Genomic DNA, 21,652 nt, shown 5'->3' with positions numbered 1-21,652 from the left:
CGATGACGATCTAACAAACAACCAGCAAATTAAGCCGGAATCGCCTTAGCCTTCGGCTCCCGCTCCCAAACCCGGTGCTGAGCAATCGCGGCAAAGAACGCCTTGAACGCCTTGGCATCCGCCCCCACGATCAACCCCGCGTCCGCTTCCAGCTTCAACAGATCGAGCAATGGCTTCACGTCACTGGCGACCGCAATCGCCTTCAAGTGCTTGTACGCTTCCAGTACGTAATGCAATGCCACGCCGTCGCCGCTCAGGGCCTTGACCGACTCCTTGCCGCCCGGGATAAACACCGCGTCAAACGCAATGGACGGCATGCCTTCCATCGACGCATCCACCGGCAGCGACTTGCCATCGGCGGTGGTCACAGGCGCCGACGTCGGCCCGAGCAGCTTGGCATGTGCACCTTCAGCTTCAAGGGCTGCCTTGAGTGCGTCAATCGCGGCACCGTCCACGCCGTTCGCCGCCAGAATCGCCACTTTGCGCGTCTTGATGTCGCCCGACAGCAGGTTCACCTGGCTCAACGCCGGCGATGCTTTCAGCGACGTTTCACGCACAGGCACCGTGCCTTTGGTCGGCGCGGGCAAGCCCAGATTCTGGGCAACGCGCTTGGCCAGTTCCAGGTCGATGTTGGCCAGAATCTCATTCACCTGGCGGGCGCGGATATGTTCGCGCTCGACCTTGCCCAACTCGAAGCTGTAGGCGGCGATGATGTGCTCTTTCTCGTGATGGCTCATGCTGTTGAAGAACAGCGTGGCCTGGGAGAAGTGATCGCCGAACGATTCACTGCGCTCGCGGACCTTATTCGCATCGATCCGCTCGTAGTAGGTCTCAAAACCGCCATCGATCGGACCGGCAGGCGTTTCCTTCGGCCATCCGCTGTCGATAGAGTTCGGCTCGTAGGCGGCACGCCCCTTGTCGATCACGCTGCGATGCTGGGCATCGCGCTGGTTGTTGTGGTTCGGCGCAACCGGGCGGTTGATCGGAATCTCGTGGAAGTTCGGGCCGCCGAGACGGCTGATCTGAGTGTCGGTGTAGGAAAACAGACGACCTTGCAGCAGTGGGTCGTTGGTGAAGTCGATACCCGGCACGATATGGCCTGGGCAGAACGCAACCTGCTCGACCTCGGCAAAGAAGTTGTCAGGGTTGCGGTTCAACACCATCTTGCCCAGCGGGGTGATCGGTACCAATTCCTCCGGGATGATCTTGGTCGGGTCCAGCAGGTCGAAGTCGAACTTATGCTCGTCTTCTTCTGCAACGATCTGAACACCCAGTTCCCACTCGGGGTAATCGCCGCTTTCGATCGATTCCCACAGGTCGCGACGGTGGTAGTCGGTATCTTTACCGGCCAGCTTTTGCGCTTCGTCCCATACCAGTGAGCAAGTACCGACTTTCGGCCGCCAGTGAAACTTCACAAAGCTCGATTTGCCTTCGGTGTTGATCAAACGGAACGTATGGACGCCAAAGCCCTGCATGGCACGCAGGCTTTTTGGAATGGCGCGGTCAGACATCGCCCACACCACCATATGCGCCGACTCCGGCACCAGCGAGACAAAATCCCAGAACGTATCGTGGGCCGACCCGCCGGTAGGAATTTCGTTGTGCGGTTCAGGCTTAACGGCGTGTACGAAATCGGGAAACTTGATGGCGTCCTGAATGAAGAACACCGGCATGTTGTTGCCCACCAGGTCGAAGTTGCCTTCGTCGGTGAAGAACTTCACGGCGAAACCGCGCACATCACGTACGGTATCACCGGAGCCACGCGGGCCCTGTACCGTGGAAAAACGCGCGAACACCGGCGTTTTATGCTCTGGAGTCCGTAGGAAACCAGCCTTGGTCAGCGCCGAATGGTCGCCGTAGCTCTGGAAATAACCATGGGCGCCAGTACCACGGGCATGCACGATGCGCTCCGGAATACGCTCATGGTCAAAGTGCGTGATCTTTTCACGCATGATGAAGTCTTCCAGCAGCGACGGGCCACGGGCGCCGACCTTCAGGGTGTTCTGGTTGTCAGAGATCTTCACGCCCTGGTTGGTGCGCAGGGCCTGACCTGTTGCATCGGAACGGAATTCTTCCAGCGCCTGCAGTTTGGCGTTGGTATTGCCTCGGTCCAGGGTATCAGTGCCCGCGAGTTCACTCTTCGGCGGGGTGGCTGGCTTCTTGGTACTCATCAGTCAAAACTCCTTAGTCAAAGTGGCCAGAGCGGTCCCCGGCTCGTTTGAGCGAAATCCCGGGCACGGCACCCGCGATATCGAATTGCCTAGGTAGTGACTGATAGGGTTTTGCGCCGTTCCCTTTTTATGACCTTTGGTCTCGTTATTGCCAAATCGCTGGATGGATACGAAATAAATGCTAAGAAACGCTGGATGGACAGGCTAAAATGCGCGCCCGGCTAACCGCTGATCCCTTTTCCATGCGCCCCACAAGGTTCGCTACGTGATCGAGTTTCAAAACGTCCATAAAACCTACCGCGTCGCCGGTAAGGATATTCCCGCCCTGCACCCCACCAGCCTGCGCGTCGAAAACGGCCAGGTGTTTGGCCTTATTGGCCACTCGGGTGCGGGAAAAAGTACCCTGCTGCGCCTGATCAACCGCCTCGAAGAACCCAGTGGCGGGCAGATCACGGTGGATGGTGAAGAAGTCACCGCGCTGGATGCCAATGGCCTGCGCCGTTTCCGCCAACAGGTCGGGATGATCTTCCAGCACTTCAACCTGCTGGCGTCCAAGACCGTTGCAGACAACGTGGCGCTGCCGCTGACATTGGCCGGCGAATTGTCGCGCAAGGACATCGACCTGCGCGTGGCTGAACTGCTCGCCCGCGTCGGCCTGTCGGACCACGCCAGGAAGTACCCGGCGCAATTGTCCGGCGGCCAGAAGCAGCGCGTCGGCATCGCCCGCGCCCTGGCCACCAAACCCAAGATCCTGCTGTGCGACGAGGCCACCAGCGCCCTCGACCCGCAGACCACCGCCTCGGTCCTGCAACTGCTGGCCGAGATCAACCGCGAACTCAAGCTGACCATCGTGTTGATCACCCATGAAATGGACGTGATTCGCCGCGTCTGCGACCAGGTGGCCGTGATGGACGCCGGCGTGATTGTCGAGCAGGGCTCGGTGGCCGACGTGTTCCTGCATCCCGAGCATCCGACCACCAAGCGCTTCGTCCAGGAGGCCGAACAGGTCGACGAAGGCGAGCAACGCGACGACTTCGCCCACGTGCCGGGCCGTATCGTACGCCTGACCTTCCAGGGGGACGCGACCTACGCGCCATTGCTGGGCACCGTCGCCCGTGAAACGGGGGTGGACTACAGCATCCTGGCCGGTCGTATCGACCGCATCAAAGACATTCCCTACGGGCAATTGACCCTCGCCGTCACCGGCGGTGACATGGACGCCGCGTTTGCGCGCTTCACCGCCGCCGACGTTCACATGGAGGTGCTGCGCTAATGGACCTGTTCCTGAATTTCTTCGCCGACATCGATTGGTCAGAAATCTGGCTCGCCACCGGCGACACCATGACCATGCTATTCGGTTCGCTGTTCTTCACGGTCGTGCTGGGCCTGCCCATAGGTGTGCTGCTGTTCTTGACCAGCCCACGCCAGCTGTTCGAGCAGAAAGGCTTGTACGCCTTTCTGTCGCTGATCGTAAACATCCTGCGTTCGCTGCCGTTCATCATCCTGCTGATCGTGATGATTCCATTAACCAAACTGATCACTGGCATATACATGGACGAGCCCACCTCGCTGGGCGTTGCGGGCGCGATTCCGCCGCTGGTTATCGGCGCCACACCGTTCTTTGCACGCCTGGTGGAAACCGCCCTGCGTGAAGTGGACCGTGGCATCATCGAGGCCACGCAGTCGATGGGGGCCAGCACGCGCCAGATCATCACCAACGCCTTGCTGCCCGAAGCACGCCCCGGCATTTTTGCGGCAATTACCGTAACGGCGATTACACTGGTTTCCTACACAGCGATGGCCGGCGTGGTCGGTGCCGGTGGCCTGGGCGACCTGGCGATCCGTTTCGGTTACCAGCGTTTCCAAGACAATGTAATGGTAGTCACCGTGGTGATGCTGGTGATCCTGGTGCAAATTCTGCAAACCGTCGGCGACAAGCTGGTGGTGCACTTTTCTCGAAAATAACGGCCATTGCCGGCCTTGTGCCGGCAGATGCCCGAACAAGGAGCTTGCTGGATGAAAAAACTACTGGTTGCTTTCGCCGCCGTTGCCGCGTTTTCGGCCCATGCCGAGACCCTCAAGGTCGCTGCTTCGCCGGTGCCGCACGCGGAAATCCTCGAATTCGTGAAACCTGCGCTGGCCAAAGAAGGCGTGGACCTGCAGGTCAAAGTCTTCACCGATTATGTGCAGCCGAACGTACAGGTGGCTGAAAAGCGCCTGGACGCCAACTTCTTCCAGCACCAGCCGTACCTGGATGAGTTCAACAAGGCCAAGGGCACTCACTTGGTGAGCGTCGGCGGCGTGCACCTGGAACCGCTGGGCGCGTACTCGAGCAAATACAAGACGCTGGCCGACCTGCCTGACGGCGCCAACGTGGTGATCCCGAACGACGCCACCAACGGGGGCCGCGCCCTGTTGCTGCTGGCCAACAATGGCCTGATCACCCTGAAGGACCCGACCAACATCCTGTCGACCATCAAGGACATCACCGGTAACACCAAAAACCTGAAATTCCGCGAACTGGAAGCCGCCACCCTGCCGCGCGTACTGACCCAGGTCGACCTGGCGCTGATCAACACCAACTACGCGCTGGAAGCCAAGCTGGACCCGTCCAAGGACGCCCTGGTGATCGAAGGCAGCGACTCGCCTTACGTCAACATCCTGGTGACCCGCGAAGACAACAAGGATTCGGACGCCGTGAAGAAGCTGGTTGCAGCCCTGCACACGCCTGAAGTGAAGCAATTCATCGAAGACAAGTACAAAGGCGCGATCAAGCCGGCGTTCTGATTCAAAGCGTCCAGGGCGGCATTCCCACGCAGAGCGTGGGAACGATCACCCTCTCCAGATCCATGGAGATCAAAATGTGGGAGGGGGCTTGCCCCCGATAGCAGTGGGTCAGTCAACATCTTCATCGACTGATCCGCCGCCATCGGGGGCAAGCCCCCTCCCACATTTGTATTGTGTTGTGCGTTATTTACGCTGCAGCAGCACTGGCAACTGCGCCACCAGCTTCTGGTTGTTCAACGGCGCGCGGATAAACCCGCGCTGGGTGCCATCCGGGCCGATCAGCGCCAGGTTGCCGCTGTGGTCGACGGTGTAGTTCGGCTTGCTGGTGTCCGCAGGAATGAAGGGAATGCTCACGGCATTGGAGACCTTCTGTACATCCTGCACATTTGCGCCGGTCAACCCCTGAAATTGCGGATCGAAATAGCCCAGGTACTGCTTGAGCTGGGCCGGGGTGTCGCGGTTCGGGTCGACGCTGACCAGGATCACCTGCAACTTATCCACCGCCTCTTTGGGCAACTCGCTCTTGATCTGGCGCAGTTGGGCGAGGGTGGTTGGGCAGATGTCCGGGCAGAAGGTATAGCCGAAGAACAGCAGGCTCCATTTGCCCTGCAGCTCATTGACCAGCACCGGCTGGCCGTCCTGGTTGGTCATGCTCACAGCAGGCAACTGGCGGCTTTGCGGCAGCAGGATAATGCCGGCGTCGATCAGCGCGGTCGGGTCGCCCTGGCCTTTGCCCGAGAGTACTTTGTTGACGGTCAGGCCCATGATCAACGCCACCAGGGCCACCAGAATGAAGACAGTTTTTTGAGTTCGAGTCATAGGTTCAACAGTAGGTAGTGGTCTACGAGCAGGGCGATAAACAACAACAGCAGGTACCAGACAGAATACTTGAAGGTGTTGATCGCCGCGTGCGGCTGGCTGCCACGGTACAGCACCCAGGCCCATTGCAGAAAGCGCCCGCCCAGTAACAGCGCGCACGCCAGGTACAGCAGCCCGCTCATACGGATGACATAAGGCATCAGGCTCACCGCCAGCAGGACGAAGGTGTAGAGCAGGATATGCACCTTGGTGTAGTGCTCGCCATGGGTCACCGGCAGCATCGGGATGTCGGCCTTGGCGTACTCCTCCTTGCGATGGATGGCCAGCGCCCAGAAGTGCGGCGGCGTCCAGGCGAAGATGATCAGTACCAGCAGCAGGGGCTCGGCGCTGATATGCCCGGTCACGGCGACCCAGCCCAGCAACGGCGGCGCGGCGCCGGCCAGGCCGCCGATGACGATGTTCTGCGGCGTTGCGCGCTTGAGAAACCCGGTATAGATCACCGCGTAGCCCAGCAACGAAGCCAGGGTCAGCCAGGCCGCCAGGGGATTGGTGAACGCCAGTAACAGCGCCAGGCCCGTCACCGCCAGCACCAACGCAAAGACCAGCGCCGCAACGGCCGAGACCCGCCCCTCGGCCAGTGGCCGTTTGTGAGTGCGCGCCATCAGCGCATCAATACGCCGATCCACCACATGGTTGACCGCCGCCGCCGCACCCGCACACAGGGCAATGCCCAGGTTGCCGAACACCAGCGCCGTCCACGGCACCCCGGCGCGGGTGGCGAGGAACATGCCCACCAGCGAGGTGATCAACATCAGCACCACCACTTTCGGCTTGGTCAGCTCCAGATAGTCACGCCAGAGGGCCTGGCCGTGACGCGCGCCGATCAAGGACGCCATGGCATATCTCCTTTAAGGGTTATCAGGCCCGACACCTGTTTGCGCGGGCTAAAGCGCCAGGCGATCAGACGTGGGTGGCGCACTCGAACCAGGCTGGTGCGCGCGTGATAATTGACCAGCACCAGGGTCAGCAACAGGGCTGCGCCCCCGGCGTTGTGCGCCACTGCTACCGGCAGCGGCAAGCCGAACGCCACATTGCTCAGGCCCAGGCTGACTTGCGCCGCCAGGGCGATCAACAGCAGGCCCGCCAGGCGCGTCATGCCCACCGCGCGCAACTGCCAGGCCAAGCCCAGCAACACCAGCGTGACCAGCACCGCACCCACGCGATGAGTGAGGTGAATGGCCGTGCGTGCATCGCTGTCCAGTTGGCCGCCCAGGTAATTAGGACCGATATGCTGGGTCAGGTGAAAGCCATTGGCGAAGTCCGCCGCCGGCCACCATTGACCGTGACACGTCGGCAAATCGACACAGGCCACCGCCGCATAGTTGGAACTGACCCAACCGCCCAACGCAATCTGCCCGATCACCAGCACCAGCCCCGCCGTTGCCCAATATTGCAGGCGCCTGGGCACGATCAGCGCGGGCAGCACGCCGGACAGGCGCAGGGTCAGCAGGAACAGCAGGCTCAACGTGGCAAAGCCGCCCAACAGGTGGCCCGTCACCACCTGCGGCCAGAGCTTCAGCGTCACCGTCCACATGCCAAACGCCGCCTGGGCGCACACCACTATCAATACGAACAGCGGCAACTTCACCGGCTGGCCCGGGTCACGCCGGTGGTTCCACGCCCGCGCCGCCAGCAGCGCGATGAGGATGGCGAGGGTGCCGGCAAAGTAGCGGTGGGTCATCTCGGCCCAGCCCTTGTCGGCCTCCACGGGCGTATCAGGAAAGTGCAGTTCGGCATGGGCCAGTTGGGCTGCACTTTGCGGCACGCTGATAAAGCCGTAGCACCCCGGCCAGTCCGGGCACCCGAGGCCGGCATGGGTCAGGCGGGTATAGGCGCCGAGCAACACGACGATCAGCGCGAGCAAGGTGGCAAACAACGCGAGGCGAAATCCAGGCTTGGCCATGACGATGCCCTTATCCGATGTTCGACAGTTTCAGCAGCAGGCGCAGGTCGTTGAGCAAGTCCTTGCCGTTGACCTTGGCGTCATAGCGCAGCACCAGGTTGCCGTGGGGGTCGACGACCCACAGTTGCGCATCGCCAGGCGCAGCGGGATTGCGGTTGAAGGTCGAGAGGTCCAGTGAATAGCGCTGCAATTGCGGATATTCGGCCTTGAGCCTGGTCTCGTATTCGCTCCCCACCGCCTGCGCACTGGCCAGTGCGTGGCTGGCGCGGGATGCATCGCGACCCAGGCCGATCTGCAGCTGGCGCGCCAGGTACACGAGTTGCCGACACTCGGCGGCGCAGGGGGCGGGGGCGGTGACCAGCAGTTGCCAGCGCGCCTCATCGGCCTGCACGCCAATATCGGCGCGGGTCTGGCCGTTACCGATGAGTTCCCCGTGATAACTGCGACTGTCCGGCACCCAGAATTGCAGCTTGTACATCAAGGTCGCCAGCACCATCGGGCCTACCACCATCAGCAGGATCAGGATCAACTGCCAGCGGCCCTTACGCCGGTCCGGCACTTCAGACAGGTTGAGTGGATTCATGGCGGCTCCCATGGCGCTGCTCCTTTGCGTTGTGCAATCCGAGGTAGAGGTAGAGCGCCAGCAGCGCCAGCGACATGGCAAACCACTGCACCGCATACCCCAGGTGTTTTTCCGGACCCATGGCGACCACAGGCCAGGTGGTGTCGTACGTACCGGGGCCGGCTTCGGCGCGCAGTTCAAACGCGAACCCGCTGCGGCCCAACTCGGCCCAGAGGGCGGCGGGATGCAACGCGGTCAATAGGCGCGGCCATTGCGCGGTCGCGGGGTCGACATGCAACTGGAAGGTTTCGCCGGGAGCGACGTACACCCAGGCCACCAGGTTCACCGGCTGATCCGGCGTGGCGAACGCCGGTGGCGTACGGCGGTCGGGCCAGGGCAGCCAGCCGCGATTGAGCAACACCCAAAGGCCGCTGGCCTGGTCATGAAAGGGTTGCAGCAACTCCACACCGGCCTTGCCGTCGCGCATACGGTTGTCGAGCAACACGCTGTGTTCGGCGTCGAAGTTGCCGCGCAGATGAACCCGGCGAAAGGCTGGATCGGCGCTCGTTCCAAGTTGCTCGCTGCCGATAGGCTCGGCGGCACGCCGCTCTGCGTAGGTGTCGACCCACTGCTGTTTTTCATGGCCGCGTGACAGCTGCCAGAACCCCAGGCCGATCATCAACGGCAGCAGCATCAGCACCACCAACGTCGGCGCGATACCGGGCCGAAAGCGCTGCCTGGCACTGGCTATACTGGATTTCATTGCCCCTCTCCCTACAGCCCGGAGCCAGACCATGCTCAAAGCCGCCATTGCCCTGATGCTGATCGCGACCGTTGCGAGCCTGTTCAGTGGCTTGTTCTTTCTGGTCAAGGACGCGGGACATTCCAACCGCCTCGTCACTGCCCTGACCGTACGTGTGGTGTTGGCCGCAATCACCGTGGGGCTGATCGCCTGGGGCTTTTTCAGCGGCCAGTTGGTCTCGCATGCGCCGTGGTAGAACGGCTCACAGCACATACACAAAGAAAAACAGCCCGATCCACACCACATCCACGAAGTGCCAATACCAACTGGCCGCCTCGAAACCGAACTGGTGCTCGGCATTGAAATGCCCCTTAAGGATGCGCATCAGCATCACAAACAGAATGATCGTGCCGATGGTCACGTGGGCGCCGTGAAACCCGGTGAGCATGAAAAACGTCGCGCCGTACACGCCCGACCCCAGCGTCAGGCCCAACTCTTTATAGGCGTGGATGTATTCCTCGGCCTGGAACCCGAGAAACGCCAGGCCCAGCAGCACGGTCAGCGCCAGCCAGAGCTTCAGCGCGCCGCGATGCCCTTTGCGCAGGGCATGGTGGGCAATGGTGATGGTCACGCTGGAGCTCACCAGCAGGATGGTGTTGACCAGCGGCAGGCCCCACGGGCTGATGGTGCCTTTGGGCGCCGGGTACAGCTTGGGGTCCGGGTTGTTCAGCAAAGGCCAGGCGAACTCGAAATTGGGCCACAGCATATGCGCGATGCCCTTGGGCCCCTCGCCCGCCAACCATGGCCCCGACCAGGTGCGCACGTAAAACAGCGCGCCGAAGAACGCGATGAAGAACATCACTTCGGAAAAAATGAACCAGCTCATGCCCCACCGGAACGAACGGTCCATTTGCGCACTGTATAAACCGGCACGGCTTTCCTTGATCACTGCGCCGAACCAGCCGAACAGCATGTAGGCCAGCAACAGACCGCCGACGAAAAAGATCCACGGGCCGTGGGATTCCGGGCGTAGCGCCTTGAGGTCGTTGAACCACACGGCCAGTCCATACACGGTGACCAACAGGCCAATCGTGGCAATTATCGGCCATTTGCTTTGCGCCGGTACGTAGTACGTATCATGAGTCGACATGTATTCGCTCTCCTGATTGAGCGGGCAAACAGTAGCTAGCCGCCGCTGCGGGCCGCCCCGGGCGGCTGGCGTGCGGTGATATCGAACAGCGTGTAGGCCAGGGTCAAGTGCTTCACATCCCTGGGCATCGCGCGATCGACGATAAAGCGCACCGGCATCTCGATACGCTCGCCCGGCTGCAGCACTTGCTGGGTGAAGCAAAAGCACTCGGTCTTGTGGAAATACATCGCCGCTTCGGCCGGGGAAATGCTTGGCACCGCCTGGGCGGTCATCGGTTTGTCGGTGGGGTTGTAGGCCACAAACAGCATCTCGGTCACAGCGCCCGGATTGACCACGACTTCGTCGGCCTTGGCATGGAAATCCCAGACCATATCGATGGCGTTGGTGGACAAAAACTGCACACGCACCTGGCGCGACGGGTCGACGACCTGCTCGCCCTCGTATTGCCCGCCGGTCTTGCCGTTGATACCGAACGCCTTGCACATCACGTCGTAAATCGGCACCAGGGCGAAGCCAAAGGCGAACATGGCCAGCACCAGAATGAGCAGGCGTGTGACCAGGCGTTTGAGAGGCACGGAGTCAGCCATGATGGCCACACACTAATGTGGGAGGGGGCTTGCCCCCGATGGCGGTGTACCAGTCGACACTGTCATTGGCTGTGAGATAGCTATCGGGGGCAAGCCCCCTCCCACAGTGGGTTTGCGCAAGGCTGTTCATTTGACCTCCGGCGGCGTGGTGAAGGTGTGGTACGGCGCGGGCGAGGGCACGCTCCATTCCAGGCCTTCGGCGCCATCCCACGGCTTGGCCGGTGCGGCGGGGCCGCCGCGAATGCACTTGATCACGATAAACAGGAAGAAGATCTGCGTGGCGCCGAACATGAAGGCACCAATCGAGGACACCATGTTGAAGTCGGCGAACTGCAGGTTGTAGTCCGGCACCCGGCGCGGCATGCCGGCCAGGCCCACGAAGTGCATCGGGAAGAACGCCATGTTCATGCCCACGAAGGACAGCCAGAAGTGCAGCTTGCCCAGGGTTTCGTCATACATGTGGCCGGTCCATTTCGGCAGCCAGTAGTAGGCCGAAGCGAAGATGCCGAAGATCGCGCCGGGTACCAGCACGTAATGGAAATGCGCCACCACGAAGTAGGTGTCGTGGTACTGGAAGTCCGCCGGCGCAATTGCCAGCATCAGCCCGGAAAAGCCGCCGATGGTGAACAGGATCACGAAGGCCACCGCAAACAACATTGGCGTCTCGAACGTCAGCGAGCCCTGCCACATGGTGCTGACCCAATTGAACACCTTGACCCCGGTAGGCACCGCAATCAGCAGGGTGGCATACATGAAGAACAGCTCGCCCACCAACGGAATACCGACCACAAACATGTGGTGCGCCCACACGATGAACGACAGGAACGCAATGCTCGCCGTGGCGTAGACCATCGAGGTGTAGCCAAACAACGGCTTGCGCGAAAAGGTCGGGATGATCGAGCTGACGGCCCCGAATGCCGGCAGGATCATGATGTACACCTCAGGGTGCCCGAAGAACCAGAACACATGCTGGAACAGCACCGGGTCACCACCGCCTGACGCACTGAAAAAGCTGGTGCCGAAGTGGATATCCATCAGCATCATGGTCACGCAACCGGCCAGTACGGGCATTACCGCAATCAGCAGGAACGCGGTGATCAGCCAGGTCCACACGAACAGCGGCATTTTCATCAGGGTCATGCCCGGTGCGCGCAGGTTGAGGATGGTGGCGACCACGTTGATCGCGCCCATGATCGAACTGATGCCCATCAGGTGGATCGCAAAGATGAAGAACGTCACGCTTTCCGGCGCATAGGTGGTGGAGAGCGGCGCGTAGAAGGTCCAGCCGAAATTCGGTCCGCCGCCGGGGCTGAACAGGGTCGACACCAGCAGCAGGAACGCCGCCGGCAGCAACCAGAAGCTGAAGTTGTTCATGCGCGGCAGGGCCATGTCCGGCGCGCCGATCATCAGCGGGATCATCCAGTTGGCCAGGCCGACAAAGGCCGGCATCACCGCGCCGAATACCATGATCAGGCCGTGCATGGTGGTCATCTGGTTGAAGAACGCCGGCTCCACGATCTGCAAGCCGGGCTGGAACAGCTCGGCGCGAATCACCATGGCGAAAGAACCGCCCAGCAGGAACATGGTGAAGGCAAACCACAGGTACATCGTGCCGATGTCCTTGTGGTTGGTGGTCAGCACCCAGCGCATCAGCCCTTTCGCGGGGCCGTGGACGTGGTCGGCGTGACCATGGTCATCGATCACAGTGCTCATGGCCGTTCTCCTGCAGGCGAGTGGGCGGGGCGATTCAGGGCATTTGCAATGAAGTTAGTCATTTGCTTTCCGCCTGTTTCAGAGCCAGCACGTCTTTGGGCGTGACCATGTCGCCCTTGTTATTGCCCCAGGCATTGCGCTCATAGGTCACCACGGCGGCGATGTCCACTTCCGAGAGTTGCTTGCCGAAGGCCGCCATCGCGGTGCCGGGCTTGCCGTGATAGACAATATTCAGGTGATCGGCGGCGGGGCCGGTGGCGATTTTCGAGCCTTTGAGCGCGGGGAACATCGGCGGCAGGCCCTGGCCTTCGGCCTGGTGACAGGCCACGCAGGTGGTGTGGTAGACCTTGTCGCCGCGCGCCACCAGCTCGTCCAGCGTCCACTCCTTGGAGGTCAGCTCCTTGAGCTTGGCTGCCTCTTGCTTGCGCTCACCGAGCCAGTTGTCGTAGTCGGCTTGGGATTTGACTTCGACCACGATGGGCATGAACCCGTGGTCCTTGCCGCACAACTCGGCGCACTGGCCGCGATAGATGCCGGGCTTCTCGACACGGGTCCAGGCTTCGTTGACGAAACCTGGGATGGCGTCGCGCTTGACCGCAAAGGCCGGCACCCACCACGAATGGATCACGTCGGCGGCGGTCACCAGAAAGCGCACCTTGGCGCCCACCGGCAGCACCAGCGGCTGGTCGACTTCCAGCAGGTAATGCTCGCCCTTGGTGGCCTGGTTATGGATCTGCTCGGCGGGCGTGGCCAGGTTGCTGAAGAACTCCACGTCCTGGCCCAGGTATTTGTAATGCCACTTCCACTGATAGCCGGTGACCTGGATATCGATATCCGACTCACTGCTGTCGTAGATGTTGATCAGGGTCTTGGTGGCTGGAATGGCCATAGCCACCAGGATCAGCAACGGCACCACGGTCCACAGAATTTCTACGGTGGTGCTCTCATGGAACTTGGCGGCTACCTGGCCCGTGGAACGGCGGTGCAGGATCATCGACCAGAACATCGCGCCAAACACAACGATGCCGATCACCACACAAATCCAGAAAATGGTCATGTGCAGGTCAAACACAGCGTGACTGACTTCAGTAGCCCCTGGCGCCATATTCGTTGTCCAGGCCGCGTGGGCCTGGCCGAATATTGACCACAACAGTAAGCCCATCCAAACGTGTGGATGTCGCGTCATTGCGGTTTCCCCTTTATGTTTCTTGTTATCCCGCCGGTTTGCACCTGCGGCGAAGGGAGCGGCTTCCAGACTGCTTACAACCGCCAAGCCTCGCCTGCGTCTGCAGTCGGGCGTCATCAGCTAATTGCGTACAAAGCGAGTATAGACAGCCGTAGCGACCCCGCAATGTGTAGGGACAAATGAGTGGAAACGCACGCTTGAGGCCTAATAAAATAGGCGGCGGAATCGTTTATCCGACGAGCGATGGCAAATCGATATAACGCCTACGTATAACCATGAAATAATTATGACAAATGCATCTTAGGCGCTCGTATAAACGAGCTACCTTATCCTCTCTCTTTTCCTACGCCTGCATGACTGGAGTCTTCATGAACACCGCCGCATTGCGCGAGCAGATTTCCCGTGCCCATCAACACGAAGCCACGACGGGCCAGCTTGCCCGGCAACTGGAAAGACAGTTGCCGCACTTGCATTCGGCTATTTCCCTGGCTGACGGAGATCGCAACATTGTCATGACCCGATTTGTCACCGCGTATATCGACCTCGTCCCCGAATTGCTGGACGCAGCCAATGACGTGGCTCGCGAAGCCGGGATCGAAAGCCAGATCAAGCCCGTGCTGAAGATTGCCGAGCATTTCTTCCTGCAGCCGCCAGCGATCCTGGCTGGCCACGAAGGTCTGGACGGCCTGCTGGACGAAGCCTACCTGGCCCATCGTCTGGTGGAGGAGGTTAACGATCTGTATATCAAGCATTTCGGCCAGCCGCTGATTCCGGCGGACACCACCGTCGCCAACCTGATTGCCCATCAACTGATTGGTGAAACCTTCGCCAATCAGCTGGATGAAGCGGTGCACCTGGCGGTGGATGAGATGCTGAACGAGGAGAGCTTTGCGCTGGAGTCGGTCGAGGCGTATCGCGAAACGCTCAAAAGCCCCGACACAGAGGCCGCGTGGAAGCGCTGGCCGTGCCTGTCGCGCCAGTTGGGCGTTGAGCTGGCGCTGGATCAGCCTGCCTGAATCTCGAATCCGATAAAACTCCAATGTGGGAGGGGGCTTGCCCCCGATAGCAGTGTGTCAGCCAAAGACATTTTGACTGGTCCACCGCTATCGGGGGCAAGCCCCCTCCCACAATTTTTATCCGGTTTCGTCAGGTATCAGGTAGTAGACGGCGCAGAGCCAATCCCCACCGTTGTCCTTACCCGACCTTCCAACCGACGCTTCAAACCACGCGCTTCGATCACCAGCTTCGAGCCCTTGGCCGCATTGGCCCGCCCCCATTCCTCCAGCAATTCCAGGCAGGAGTGGTCGATATAACTCAGGTTATTGAGCGGTACATGCACGGTGGTGCCCGACGGCACGGTCGACAGCACCTGCGTCAACGCCGGTACTTTGAGGAACGTCGCCGCACCGGTCAGGCGCAACTCCATCTCACCGTCCTGGGGCAAATCGATCAGGCTGACTTTCAGCCGTGATGCCTTGAAGGCCAGTTTGACCAGCGTCAGTCCGAAGCCCACCAGTACGCCCGTCAGCAGATCGGTGAAGATGATCGCCAACGCCGTGGCCGCATAGGTGAACATCGGCATCCGACCATAACGTCCCAAGGCCTTGAACGCCTTCACGTCCACCAGCTTGATCCCGGTATACACCAGCACGCCCGCCAGGCTCGCCACCGGGATGCTCTGCAGCACGCTCGACAGCAACAGCACGAAGCCCAGCAGCCACAGCCCATGGAACATCGCCGACAAACGCGTAGTGGCGCCCGCCTGGACGTTGGCCGAACTGCGCACAATCACGCCGGTCATCGGCAAGGCGCCGACCAATCCGCACAGCATGTTGCCCACACCCTGGGCGGACAATTCCTTATCGAAATCCGAGCGCTGCCCACTGTGCATGCGGTCGACTGCTGCGGCGGACAGCAGCGTCTCGGCGCTGGCGATAAACGCGACGGCGAATGCGGCGATCAGCAGCTGCGGGTCAGCCAGATTGAGCAGGTCGCTGGGACGCAGCCAATCGATGGCATCGGACAGGTTTTCCGGCACTTCCACACGCTTGACCTGCAATGCCAGCACCAGGCTGGTCACTGTCGCCAGGCCTACGCCCAGCAGAGCGCCTGGCACGAAGCGCAGCTTCTGCGGCCGAAATTTATCCCACAGGTACATCACCAGCATCGTCGACACACCGAGCAAGCCCGCCTGCCAGCCGAGCCCGCCGCCGAGGGTGGGAATCGCTTCGATCAATGCGGCCGGGAAGCCTGCCAGGTTATCCAGCCCCGACGGTTTGGGCGCACCGTCGAGCATCACATGGATCTGCGACAACACGATCAGCACGCCGATCCCCGCGAGCATGCCGTACACCACCGCCGGCGCCGTCACGCGGAACCAGCAGCCCAGGCGCAGGCGCCCGGCCACCAACTGCAGAAAACCCGCCAGCAGCAGGATAGGCCCCAGCATCAGCATGCCGTGCTGGCGCACCAGCTCGAACACCAACACCGCCAGGCCCGCTGCCGGACCGCTGACTTGCAGTGGAGAACCGGCCAACCAGCCCACCACCAGACCACCGATGATGCCGGTGATCAACCCCTTGGCCGGCGGCATGCCGGACGCGATTGCAATCCCCATGCACAAGGGCAGGGCGACCAGGAATACCACCACGGAGGCGAGCAGCTCCCGAGGCAGAACAGCTTTCAATTGAGCAGCACGCATGATGACTCTCCCGAGGCATTCGCCGGGCGCGGTAAAGCCTGGCTGCGTCCATGGCAGCCACCGCATTACCCGGCAGGGAAGTGTGTTAGAAGCGCGCTTTAGGCGTCGCGGATGGAATCGGGCCTTCGCCGCCCAACGGTCGGAACGCCGACTGATCCGCGTCGTAGGCCCGGATCTCGCTGGTCTCGATGTTGTAGATCCAGCCGTGAATAAACAATTGGCCATTGGCCATGCGCGAAGCCACGGAAGGGTGGGTGCGCAAGTGCTGCAACTGGGCGATGACGTTTTCTTCAGTCAACACCTTCATGCTCTCGCCTTCATTGGCGCAGTCGCAGTTGTCGTGAACCATCGTTTTGGCTACCTCGGCATGACGCAACCAGGCCTTGACCGTCGGCATCTTCTCGAGGCTGTCGGGATTGAGTACCGCACGCATGGCGCCGCAATCGGAGTGCCCGCACACGATGATGTGCTGTACGCCCAGGGCGAGTACCGCGTATTCGATGGCCGTGGAAACACCGCCGTTCATCTGGCCGTAGGGAGGGACCACGTTACCCACGTTGCGGGTCACGAACAGGTCGCCGGGCGAGCTTTGCGTAATCAGCTCGGGCACGATGCGCGAATCGGCGCAGGTAATGAACATCGCACGCGGGCTCTGGGCCGTGGCGAGTTTCTTGAAGAGTTCTTCCTGCTGGGGGAAGACGTCGTGATGAAAATGCAAAAAACCGTCAACGATATGCTGCAGCGCTGCATCGGCGGTTTCCGCCACTTGAGGGGCTGAAGCCGACGCAGCCAACGGCTGTTTATCCTTATCACTCATGATTCAACCTCTTGATCAATGCAGGGAAAGTGTTCAGGTCAGTTCGACGCCTGGGCGGTGAAATAGTTGGGAACTTCACCGACCAAGGCACCGACTCATCAGTCACTCGTTGAACAAGGTACCCATCGAAACTTAACTCAAACTGAATGAACCGCTCTAGATCGGGGGTTTCATTGATATCAAAACGCGACCATTCCTACAGCGGTTTCGCATTTGTCTGCTTCAGTCTACAACAATGCCATTTGCCTGCCCGGTGGGCAAAATGCCGTGCAATCAAGATTGAAGCCTTCGCGCCGGTTGAGCCCAAGACGTTTGATCGCCTTGCTGAAACGCTGGGCCAGCAGATCGGCAAACGGGCCCTCACCGCGCATGCGCACACCGAAACGGCTGTCATACACCTGGCCACCACGCACCTGACGCACCAGGCTCATCACATGCGCCGCGCGCTGCGGGTAATGCGCCGCCAGCCACTCCTCGAACAGCGGCGCCACCTCGAGCGGCAGGCGCAGCATCATGTACGCGGCACTTTGCGCACCTGCGGCATGGGCCTCGGTAAGCAGGCTTTCCAACTCCATGTCATTGATCATCGGAATCATCGGCGAGCACAGCACACCCACCGGAATACCTGCCTCCCGCATCACCCGTATCGCCCGCAATCGCGCCTTGGGTGCTGCCGTGCGTGGCTCAAGGATGCGCTTGAGCTCATCGTCGAGGCTGGTGAGGCTGATCATTACCGCCACAAGCCGTTGCCGGGCCAGTTCGGCAAGCAGGTCCAAGTCGCGCAGGATCAATGAGCCCTTGGTGATGATGGTCACCGGGTGCCGATAGCGCAGCAGCACTTCGAGGGTTTGGCGGGTGATCCTGTATTCACGCTCGATAGGCTGGTACGGGTCAGTGTTGGAGCCCAGGTTGATCGGCGCGCATACGTACCCCGGCTTCGAGAGCTGCTGTTCAAGCACGTCGGCGGCATTGCTCTTGGCGATCAGTCGGGTTTCGAAATCCAGCCCCGGCGACATGTCCCAGTAGGCATGGCTGGGCCGTGCATAGCAGTAGATACAGCCGTGCTCACAGCCGCGATAGGGGTTGATGGAACGATCAAACGGCAAGTCCGGCGAGTTATTGCGGGTGATGATGGTCTTGGCCGTTTCGATGCGCACTTCGGTGCCCTGGGTGGGCGGCACTTCCTGGAACCAGCCGTCGTCCTCGGCCACGCTGACGGTAGGCGCGAAACGATTATGCAGGTTGGTGGCCGTGCCCCGGCCACGGGGTGGCAGTGCAGTGGTCATGAAAACGCCTCGATACTGTTTTTATATACAGTATCGAGACGCGAGGTTTCTGACCAGTGCCGTCCGGCGGTCAGTGCTTTTGCGTGACCTGTCCCAGGTCGTCACCCGAGGTGGTGCGCATATCGTTCTTGCGTAGATCGGCCACGTCGCCTGCGCTCACGGGTGCGCCCTGATTGCCCCAGCTGCCACGGATGAAACTGACCACGTCGGCCACTTCCTGGTCCGACAAGCGCCAGGCGAATGCCGGCATGGTGAAGGTCGACGGCGCGGCGTGGGTGGCGGGCAAGGTACCGCCGTTCAACACAATGTTGATCAACGACGTGGCATCCGCCGTCTGCAGCACCGGGTTGCCCGCCAGCGCCGGGAACACCCGCGTATAGCCATGCCCATCGGTACGGTGGCAGGCCGCGCAGTTGTCGATGTACACCGAGGCGCCCGGCTTGCTGTCATCCCCTTTCCACAGCGCCTGGGCCACTTGTTTGTCGTACTGGTGCGGCTGGTCCTTGGGGTCCACCGCCGGCAGGCTCTTGAGGTAACGGGCAATCGCGGTCAGGTCGTCCTGCGACATGTGTTGCATGCTGTGGACCACCACATCGCTCATGCCGCCGAACACCGCGCTGCGATCACTGCGACCGGTCTTGAGAAATTGCACCAGTTGCTCTTCGCTCCAACTGCCGAGGCCGTCCTTGTGGTCGCCGCGCAGGCTTTTCGCAATCCAGCCTTCCAGCGGCGCGCTGCCGGACAGGAATGCGCTGCCGTCGGCGGCGCTCAGGGCTTTTTCCTGCATGGTCAAGGCGCGCGGTGTATGGCACGCACCGCAATGGCCCAGGCCTTCGACCAGGTAGGCGCCACGGCTGACCACGGGGTCGGCGGCCGCTTGTACCTGATATTCCTCGACCGCTGGCGCGAACATCCAGCGCCATGCCGCCAGGGGCCAGCGCATGCTTAACGGCCAGGGAATATCACTGTCCTTGTTCTCCTGGGCGACCGGCTCGACGCCTTTCATGAAGTAGGCATATAGCGCCTGCATATCGCTGTCGCTGACGCGTGCGTAAGACGGGTAGGGCATCGCCGGGTACAGCGTACTACCGCTCTTGGCGACGCCATGGCGCACGGCCTTGTCGAAGTCTTCGAAGCTGTAGTCGCCCAGGCCGGTTTTGTCCGGTGTGATGTTGGTGGAATAAATCACACCAATGGGGGTTTCCATCGGCAGGCCGCCGGCGAATGGCTTGCCGCCCTTGGCGGTGTGGCAAGCCACACAGTCACCGGCACGGGCCAGGTATTCACCCTGCTTGATCAGGTCGGTTTCAGCCGCGCTGACCGAGCAACTGCTCAGCAGCGCCAGAGAGGCGATAACGAGTGCTTTCATGGTCATCGCTCCTTATGCCTGAACCAGCGGGCCGGGGTTTTTCAGGTACTGCTCGCGGATTGCCCGAGCCGACCAATAGGTCAAAGCTGCTACCAGACCGGTAGGGTTGTAGCCCAAACCTTGTGGGAACGCGGACGCTCCCGGGACAAATACGTTGTGTACATCCCAGCTCTGCAGGTAGCGGTTCAACGCGCTGGTTTTCGGGTCGGTGCCCATGATCGCGCCACCGTTGAGGTGAGTGGTCTGGTACGACGCGGTATTGAAATGCTCACCGACCTTTTTGCCCAACACGGCGATCGCCTTGGGATTCATGGCCTGGGCGACCTTGCCCATTTTTTCCATCATGAAGCGGTTCATCTTGATGTCGTTTTCCTGCCAGTCGAAGGTCATTCGCAACAGCGGCAGGCCGTAGGCATCGCGGTAAACCGGGTCCAGATCCAGGTAATTGCTGCGGTAGGACTGATGCGCACCGTGGGAATCCATCGATACCTGGTGGGTGTAGTAATCGGCGGTGGCACGCTTCCACGCACTGCCCCAGGCCGGCGTGCCCGGCGGGTTGGAAGTGCCGGCAATCGGCCGGCTGCCCGCCTGATTGACCCACATCGGCGAGCCGCCCACGAAGCCGTGGGGGCCGTGGTCGAAGTTGTCGGCGTTGAAGTCGTCGATGGCCACGCCATTGCCGCCCGCGCCGATAAAGTTGTTGGTGTGGGTGTCCTTGTCGAAGAACGCCTTGATGGTGCCCATGTTCTGGTAGGCAAAGTTCCTGCCGACCACGCCTTCGTTGGTAATCGGGTCGTAAGGCTTGCCGATGCCCGACAGCAGCATCAGGCGTACGTTGTGGAACTGGAATGCACCGAGGATCACCAGGTCCGCCGGTTGCTCGCATTCCCGCCCCTGGCCGTCGACATAGCTCACACCGGTGGCTTTCTTCCCGGTGCTGTCGAGGTTGACCTTGAGCACATGGGAATTGGGCCGCAGCTCGAAATTCGGCACCTGACGCAACGCCGGCAGGATGTTCACGTTCGGCGACGCCTTGGAGTACATGTAGCACACGTAGCCACTGCAAAAGCCGCAGAAGTTGCACGGTCCCATCTGCGCGCCGTAAGGGTTGGTGTAAGGCCCCGAGGTATTGGCCGACGGCAGATTGTAGGGTTTGTAACCCACATCAGCAGCCGCTTTCTGAAACAACTGCGCGGAGACCGTGTTTTTCTGGGCCTCCAGCGGGAAGGGGTTGGAGCGATCCGGTGCATAGGGGTTGCCGCCGCGACCTTCACCCACCAATTGACCCTTGACGGTCCAGGCCTGGCCGGAAGTGCCAAAGACTTTTTCCGCGTAGTCGAAAAACGGCTCCAATTCTTCGTAGCTGACCCCGAAGTCCTGAATGGTCATGTCCTTGGGAATGAAGTGCTTCCCATAGCGTTCTTCGTAGTGGCTGCGCATGCGCAATTCGATGGGATCGACACGAAAATGCACGCCCGACCAATGCAGGCCTGCGCCGCCGACACCGTTACCCGGGAGGAAGGCGCCGAGCTGACGGTTGGGCAGGGCGACGTCATTCACGCTATGGCGAATGGTGACCGTCTCTTTGGAAATGTCCTGGAAGAGTTTTTTACGCACGCTGTAGGTCAGTTCGTCGATGACCTGGGGATAGTTGCCGTCCGGGTAGGTGTCCTGCATCGGGCCGCGCTCCAGCGCTACCACGTTGAGGCCGGCTTCGGTCAGTTCCTTGGCCATGATCGCGCCGGTCCAGCCAAAGCCCACGATCACCGCGTCCACTTTCTTCATGATGGTCGCCACGG

The 21,652-nt window shown here is 61.0% G+C and carries 20 protein-coding genes; 5 read left to right on the top strand and 15 right to left on the bottom strand.

The window, feature by feature from the left end:
• Nucleotides 1-29: 29 nt before the first annotated feature.
• Nucleotides 30-2,171 carry a catalase HPII gene (gene katE / locus MRY17_RS00345; protein WP_181285422.1) on the bottom strand — a complete coding sequence of 714 codons (2,142 nt, stop codon included), beginning with the start codon at nucleotides 2,169-2,171 and terminating at the stop codon, nucleotides 30-32.
• A 265-nt stretch (nucleotides 2,172-2,436) separates the two neighbouring features.
• Here katE and MRY17_RS00340 point away from each other — a divergent pair, with 265 nt between their 5' ends.
• Genes MRY17_RS00340 through MRY17_RS00330 form a run of 3 tightly spaced genes read left to right on the top strand, consistent with a single transcriptional unit; the run spans nucleotide 2,437 to nucleotide 4,958 of the window.
• Nucleotides 2,437-3,444: a methionine ABC transporter ATP-binding protein gene (locus MRY17_RS00340; RefSeq protein ID WP_124356446.1), complete on the top strand. Its 1,008-nt coding sequence runs from the start codon at nucleotides 2,437-2,439 to the stop codon at nucleotides 3,442-3,444.
• A complete protein-coding gene (locus MRY17_RS00335) occupies nucleotides 3,444-4,136 on the top strand; it encodes a methionine ABC transporter permease (protein ID WP_038851116.1) in 693 nt (230 codons plus the stop codon). The genes MRY17_RS00340 and MRY17_RS00335 overlap by 1 nt, the downstream gene beginning before the upstream one ends.
• Nucleotides 4,137-4,187: 51 nt before the next feature.
• The gene (locus MRY17_RS00330; RefSeq protein WP_243353095.1) at nucleotides 4,188-4,958 is read left to right on the top strand and encodes a MetQ/NlpA family ABC transporter substrate-binding protein; all 771 of its coding nucleotides are present in this window, start codon (nucleotides 4,188-4,190) and stop codon (nucleotides 4,956-4,958) included.
• A gap of 183 nt (nucleotides 4,959-5,141) precedes the next feature.
• Here MRY17_RS00330 and MRY17_RS00325 read toward each other — a convergent pair whose 3' ends face one another.
• From MRY17_RS00325 to MRY17_RS00305, 5 genes are read right to left on the bottom strand one after another with little or no spacing between them, the layout of a single operon-like run.
• Nucleotides 5,142-5,777: an SCO family protein gene (locus tag MRY17_RS00325; RefSeq protein ID WP_181285420.1), complete on the bottom strand. Its 636-nt coding sequence runs from the start codon at nucleotides 5,775-5,777 to the stop codon at nucleotides 5,142-5,144.
• Entirely contained in the window at nucleotides 5,774-6,673 is a 900-nt protein-coding gene (gene cyoE / locus MRY17_RS00320) for a heme o synthase (RefSeq protein WP_243353094.1), read from the bottom strand. The genes MRY17_RS00325 and cyoE overlap by 4 nt, the downstream gene beginning before the upstream one ends.
• Nucleotides 6,661-7,740, bottom strand: a complete 1,080-nt coding sequence (locus MRY17_RS00315) for a COX15/CtaA family protein (RefSeq protein WP_243353093.1) — start codon at nucleotides 7,738-7,740, stop codon at nucleotides 6,661-6,663. Before MRY17_RS00315 ends, cyoE begins: the two co-directional genes overlap by 13 nt.
• A 10-nt stretch (nucleotides 7,741-7,750) precedes the next feature.
• Nucleotides 7,751-8,335, bottom strand: a complete 585-nt coding sequence (locus MRY17_RS00310) for a hypothetical protein (protein WP_243353092.1) — start codon at nucleotides 8,333-8,335, stop codon at nucleotides 7,751-7,753.
• A complete protein-coding gene (locus MRY17_RS00305) occupies nucleotides 8,301-9,065 on the bottom strand; it encodes an SURF1 family protein (RefSeq protein ID WP_243353091.1) in 765 nt (254 codons plus the stop codon). The genes MRY17_RS00310 and MRY17_RS00305 overlap by 35 nt, the downstream gene beginning before the upstream one ends.
• Nucleotides 9,066-9,096: 31 nt before the next feature.
• Between MRY17_RS00305 and MRY17_RS00300 the strand changes: the two genes are divergently transcribed.
• A complete protein-coding gene (locus MRY17_RS00300; protein ID WP_124356439.1) occupies nucleotides 9,097-9,300 on the top strand; it encodes a twin transmembrane helix small protein in 204 nt (67 codons plus the stop codon).
• A gap of 6 nt (nucleotides 9,301-9,306) precedes the next feature.
• On the opposite strand, the gene MRY17_RS00295 is transcribed toward MRY17_RS00300, so the two are convergent.
• The 4 genes from MRY17_RS00295 to coxB all read right to left on the bottom strand — a co-directional run bounded on the left by MRY17_RS00295 (nucleotide 9,307) and on the right by coxB (nucleotide 13,680).
• Nucleotides 9,307-10,194 (bottom strand): cytochrome c oxidase subunit 3, encoded by an 888-nt coding sequence (locus tag MRY17_RS00295; RefSeq protein ID WP_065886763.1) that lies wholly within the window; start codon nucleotides 10,192-10,194, stop codon nucleotides 9,307-9,309.
• Between the two features lie 35 nt (nucleotides 10,195-10,229).
• Nucleotides 10,230-10,781 carry a cytochrome c oxidase assembly protein gene (locus MRY17_RS00290; RefSeq protein ID WP_065933599.1) on the bottom strand — a complete coding sequence of 184 codons (552 nt, stop codon included), beginning with the start codon at nucleotides 10,779-10,781 and terminating at the stop codon, nucleotides 10,230-10,232.
• A 126-nt stretch (nucleotides 10,782-10,907) separates the two neighbouring features.
• Nucleotides 10,908-12,494, bottom strand: coding sequence for a cytochrome c oxidase subunit I (gene ctaD / locus MRY17_RS00285; RefSeq protein WP_191953703.1), 1,587 nt, complete (start codon nucleotides 12,492-12,494; stop codon nucleotides 10,908-10,910).
• A 58-nt stretch (nucleotides 12,495-12,552) separates the two neighbouring features.
• Nucleotides 12,553-13,680 (bottom strand): cytochrome c oxidase subunit II, encoded by a 1,128-nt coding sequence (gene coxB, locus MRY17_RS00280; RefSeq protein ID WP_181285413.1) that lies wholly within the window; start codon nucleotides 13,678-13,680, stop codon nucleotides 12,553-12,555.
• 368 nt (nucleotides 13,681-14,048) lie between these two features.
• Here coxB and MRY17_RS00275 point away from each other — a divergent pair, with 368 nt between their 5' ends.
• Nucleotides 14,049-14,696, top strand: a complete 648-nt coding sequence (locus MRY17_RS00275) for a hypothetical protein (protein ID WP_181285412.1) — start codon at nucleotides 14,049-14,051, stop codon at nucleotides 14,694-14,696.
• A 137-nt stretch (nucleotides 14,697-14,833) separates the two neighbouring features.
• Here MRY17_RS00275 and MRY17_RS00270 read toward each other — a convergent pair whose 3' ends face one another.
• From MRY17_RS00270 to MRY17_RS00250, 5 genes are all read right to left on the bottom strand, one after another.
• Nucleotides 14,834-16,381 (bottom strand): SulP family inorganic anion transporter, encoded by a 1,548-nt coding sequence (locus MRY17_RS00270; protein WP_181285411.1) that lies wholly within the window; start codon nucleotides 16,379-16,381, stop codon nucleotides 14,834-14,836.
• Nucleotides 16,382-16,466: 85 nt separating this feature from the next.
• Nucleotides 16,467-17,198 carry a carbonic anhydrase gene (locus tag MRY17_RS00265; protein ID WP_065895266.1) on the bottom strand — a complete coding sequence of 244 codons (732 nt, stop codon included), beginning with the start codon at nucleotides 17,196-17,198 and terminating at the stop codon, nucleotides 16,467-16,469.
• A 227-nt stretch (nucleotides 17,199-17,425) separates the two neighbouring features.
• Complete coding sequence (locus tag MRY17_RS00260; RefSeq protein WP_181285410.1) at nucleotides 17,426-18,484, bottom strand: PA0069 family radical SAM protein; 1,059 nt, start codon at nucleotides 18,482-18,484, stop codon at nucleotides 17,426-17,428.
• A gap of 70 nt (nucleotides 18,485-18,554) precedes the next feature.
• Nucleotides 18,555-19,853 (bottom strand): cytochrome c, encoded by a 1,299-nt coding sequence (locus tag MRY17_RS00255; RefSeq protein ID WP_243353090.1) that lies wholly within the window; start codon nucleotides 19,851-19,853, stop codon nucleotides 18,555-18,557.
• A 12-nt stretch (nucleotides 19,854-19,865) separates the two neighbouring features.
• Nucleotides 19,866-21,650, bottom strand: a complete 1,785-nt coding sequence (locus MRY17_RS00250; RefSeq protein ID WP_065895305.1) for a GMC family oxidoreductase — start codon at nucleotides 21,648-21,650, stop codon at nucleotides 19,866-19,868.
• Between the last annotated feature and the right edge of the window lie 2 nt (nucleotides 21,651-21,652).

It is taken from the genome of Pseudomonas orientalis, assembly GCF_022807995.1.
Lineage (GTDB): Bacteria > Pseudomonadota > Gammaproteobacteria > Pseudomonadales > Pseudomonadaceae > Aquipseudomonas > Aquipseudomonas orientalis_B.
The sequence above is the reverse complement of the archived record's forward strand: the minus strand, read 5'-3'. Positions and strand labels throughout refer to the sequence as shown.